At 69.8% G+C, this 2,349-nt stretch carries 4 protein-coding genes and 1 tRNA gene; all 5 read right to left on the reverse strand.

The annotated features are described in order from the left end of the window. Positions 1 to 132: 132 nt before the first annotated feature. The 5 genes from ACOV8S_RS14525 to ACOV8S_RS14545 all read right to left on the reverse strand — a co-directional run bounded on the left by ACOV8S_RS14525 (position 133) and on the right by ACOV8S_RS14545 (position 2,207). A tRNA-Met gene (locus ACOV8S_RS14525) sits at positions 133 to 206 on the reverse strand. Positions 207 to 328: 122 nt separating this feature from the next. After that, a complete protein-coding gene (locus tag ACOV8S_RS14530; protein WP_448318221.1) occupies positions 329 to 1,009 on the reverse strand; it encodes a maleylpyruvate isomerase family mycothiol-dependent enzyme in 681 nt (226 codons plus the stop codon). Positions 1,010 to 1,064: 55 nt separating this feature from the next. Further along, the gene (locus tag ACOV8S_RS14535; RefSeq protein ID WP_448318222.1) at positions 1,065 to 1,526 is read right to left on the reverse strand and encodes a DUF6892 domain-containing protein; all 462 of its coding nucleotides are present in this window, start codon (positions 1,524 to 1,526) and stop codon (positions 1,065 to 1,067) included. A 76-nt stretch (positions 1,527 to 1,602) separates the two neighbouring features. Further along, the gene (locus ACOV8S_RS14540; protein WP_448318223.1) at positions 1,603 to 1,962 is read right to left on the reverse strand and encodes a 5-carboxymethyl-2-hydroxymuconate Delta-isomerase; all 360 of its coding nucleotides are present in this window, start codon (positions 1,960 to 1,962) and stop codon (positions 1,603 to 1,605) included. 104 nt (positions 1,963 to 2,066) lie between these two features. Further along, positions 2,067 to 2,207 (reverse strand): hypothetical protein, encoded by a 141-nt coding sequence (locus ACOV8S_RS14545; protein ID WP_448318224.1) that lies wholly within the window; start codon positions 2,205 to 2,207, stop codon positions 2,067 to 2,069. Between the last annotated feature and the right edge of the window lie 142 nt (positions 2,208 to 2,349).

A 2,349-nucleotide genomic window follows, 5' to 3' on the forward strand; every position in this document is an offset into this window, starting at 1 on the left:
GGTCCCGTGCCGGGCCGGAAGCGGCGACCGCTGACCTCCGCCCGGATGAAGGCGGACGGACGGGCGCCTGAGCATGCGGACGCAAACACTCAGGGCCGGGATCCTTGAAGGATTCCGGCCCTGAGTCTTCAGTAGCGGGGACAGGATTTGAACCTGCGACCTCTGGGTTATGAGCCCAGCGAGCTACCGAGCTGCTCCACCCCGCGTCGTTGTTCCTTGACCGTACGGCATGACCAGGGGAATAGCGAATCGATAAGAGGGCGAGCCGCGGATCGCGGGCGGGGTGGGTGCCTCGGGGTGAGTGAACTCGCCCTGACTGAGGCGGCGTTCACCCTCGCTCTGCTCCGCAGCGCTCGCGGAGGAGCTCGACACCGTCGCCTTCCAGGTCGTCGAGGTACGTGGCTCGCCCGGTCATGGCCATCGTCAGGGCCAGGGTGGTGCCGGACACGAGGGAACCGGAGCCGGTCCGGAAGGGCCCGTCGGTCGCGACGAGTCGCAGGCCCCCGATCCGTCCCTTGGCGAGGACCACGAGGTCGGATCCCTGGTAGTACTCGGCCACCCGCGTGACCACGTCGATCGGGTAGTCGTGGTCGATGCCCAGCGGACGCCGGACGTCTTCCGCGTGCACGATCGTCTCGCCCAGCATCGCGACGACGGGGAGGGGAGGCTTGGTCGTGCTGGGGACGACCTTCCGGAACCGCTGAAGCGTCTCGGCCGGGCTCGCACCGAGCTGCTCGGCCAGCCGCACGGCCACCTGCTTGTCGAAGTCGAAACGGCAGCGGATCACACCTGCCATCCAGCGCGCGGCGTTGAGGCTCGCTCCCGCGGTGAGGTGCGCCAGCACCTCACGCACCGTGAGTCCGGCACACAGCGAGGGGGTCTCCCACTGTTCGTCGGACAGCTCCGCCAGATCGGCCGCCAGTGCCGCGCGTTCGGCGTGGATCAGGGGCCAGATCTCGGACGTCGAGCTGCGATCCGCTGAGGGTGCAGAGGGTTTCGACGCAGTCATACGGGTGGTCTCCTGTCGGCGGTGCTGCGGTGCTGCGGGGCTTCCGGCGTGCGCCTCAGTCGGTTTCGATGCCGCGAGCCACGAGGACGTCCCGCTGTTCGGGGGTCAGGAACTCCGAGCCGATGACGCGCCGGAGGTTGGGGAGCAGCGCGAGGTCGTCGAGGGAGGCGACGTCGAACAGGTCGTCCTCGCCGTCCCAGATCGGGGCGCACTCCTGGTACACCTCGAGCCCGCCGTCCAGGCAGAGTTCCTCGACGCCGGCCAGCAGGTCGTCGGGTATGTGCAACGAGGCGAAGTGGTCGCGGGCCTGGGGCACGACCTTGAAGGCCAGCCCTTGCTGCTGGGCATAGGTGTACGCGTCGTTGCCCAGGCCCTGCTGCCGCAGCAGGTCCACGAGGTGGAACCGCGGGGTCAGGGTCTCGTCGGTGTACATCAACTGCTCGATGACGAGGAGCTTGAAGTTGAAGTCCTTGAACTGGGCCATGAGCTCACCGTAGGCGACGGCACTGACAGTCACGGCGGGCATCGACACGAGCGACGGGCGCGCGACGCCCGATGTACGGTGCCCGCCGTGGACTGGGGCGTGGCGCTGCCTAGGCCGAGACGTGCTTGCGGTACGCCGGGCCCAGTTCGCGTACGTCCACGCTGGCGTGCACCGTCAGGTCGGGCACGGAGGCCACCCGGGTCCGGAGGAGGGCGAGGACGGCCTGGCTCAGCTCCGTCTTGACCTCGTCGGTGCGGCCCTGCAGGAGCGTGATCTCGACGTGGACCACCGCGTTGCCGGGCGCCCCTTCGGCGACGTAGGTCTCCTCCACGCGGCGGAAGCGGGTCTTGCAGTTGCCGACGGCGGTCTTGGCGATGTCGGCGGTGAGCGGATGCAGTTCGCGTGCGAAGCCGGGGCGGTCGAAGGCCTCGGTCAGCGACTCGGAGTAGTCGACGGTGATGTGCGGCATCGTGCGCTCCCGTTCGGGCGTCTCAGGGTCTCGTGATCCTGGTCATCCTCCTGCACGGCGAGGAGGGCGGGTCGGGTTTTCGCCGCCCGACCGGGAGCGGGTGGTCACTTGCTCTGTCCACCGGGACGGAGGCCCTGCTCGGGCGCGGTCGTCTCCGGGGCGGCCTGCCCGCTCGAACGCTTCACGTCGGTGATCATCTCGTCCAGCCCGCCAATTTCGGCCGGCGTGCCGTCCGGACCCGTCATGTAGACACGCGGGGCCCCATCGCCGCCCCGGCCTGCCGCGACGCGGCCTCCCGCTCGGCCACGGTGGGGCCGTGGGGGTCCCGTGTCAGCCGGTGCCCCCCTGGGGCGTACCGGGCTCGGACTGTTCGGTCCGGCCCGGGGT

It is taken from the genome of Streptomyces sp. CO7, from assembly GCF_053474865.1.

What these genes read in the sequence shown, in the direction of transcription:
- ACOV8S_RS14540 (WP_448318223.1), bottom strand. Translation starts at nt 1,962, where the DNA reads ATGCCGCACATCACCGTCGACTACTCCGAGTCGCTGACCGAGGCCTTC.
- ACOV8S_RS14530 (WP_448318221.1), bottom strand. Translation starts at nt 1,009, where the DNA reads ATGACTGCGTCGAAACCCTCTGCACCCTCAGCGGATCGCAGCTCGACG.
- ACOV8S_RS14545 (WP_448318224.1), bottom strand. Translation starts at nt 2,207, where the DNA reads ATGACGGGTCCGGACGGCACGCCGGCCGAAATTGGCGGGCTGGACGAG.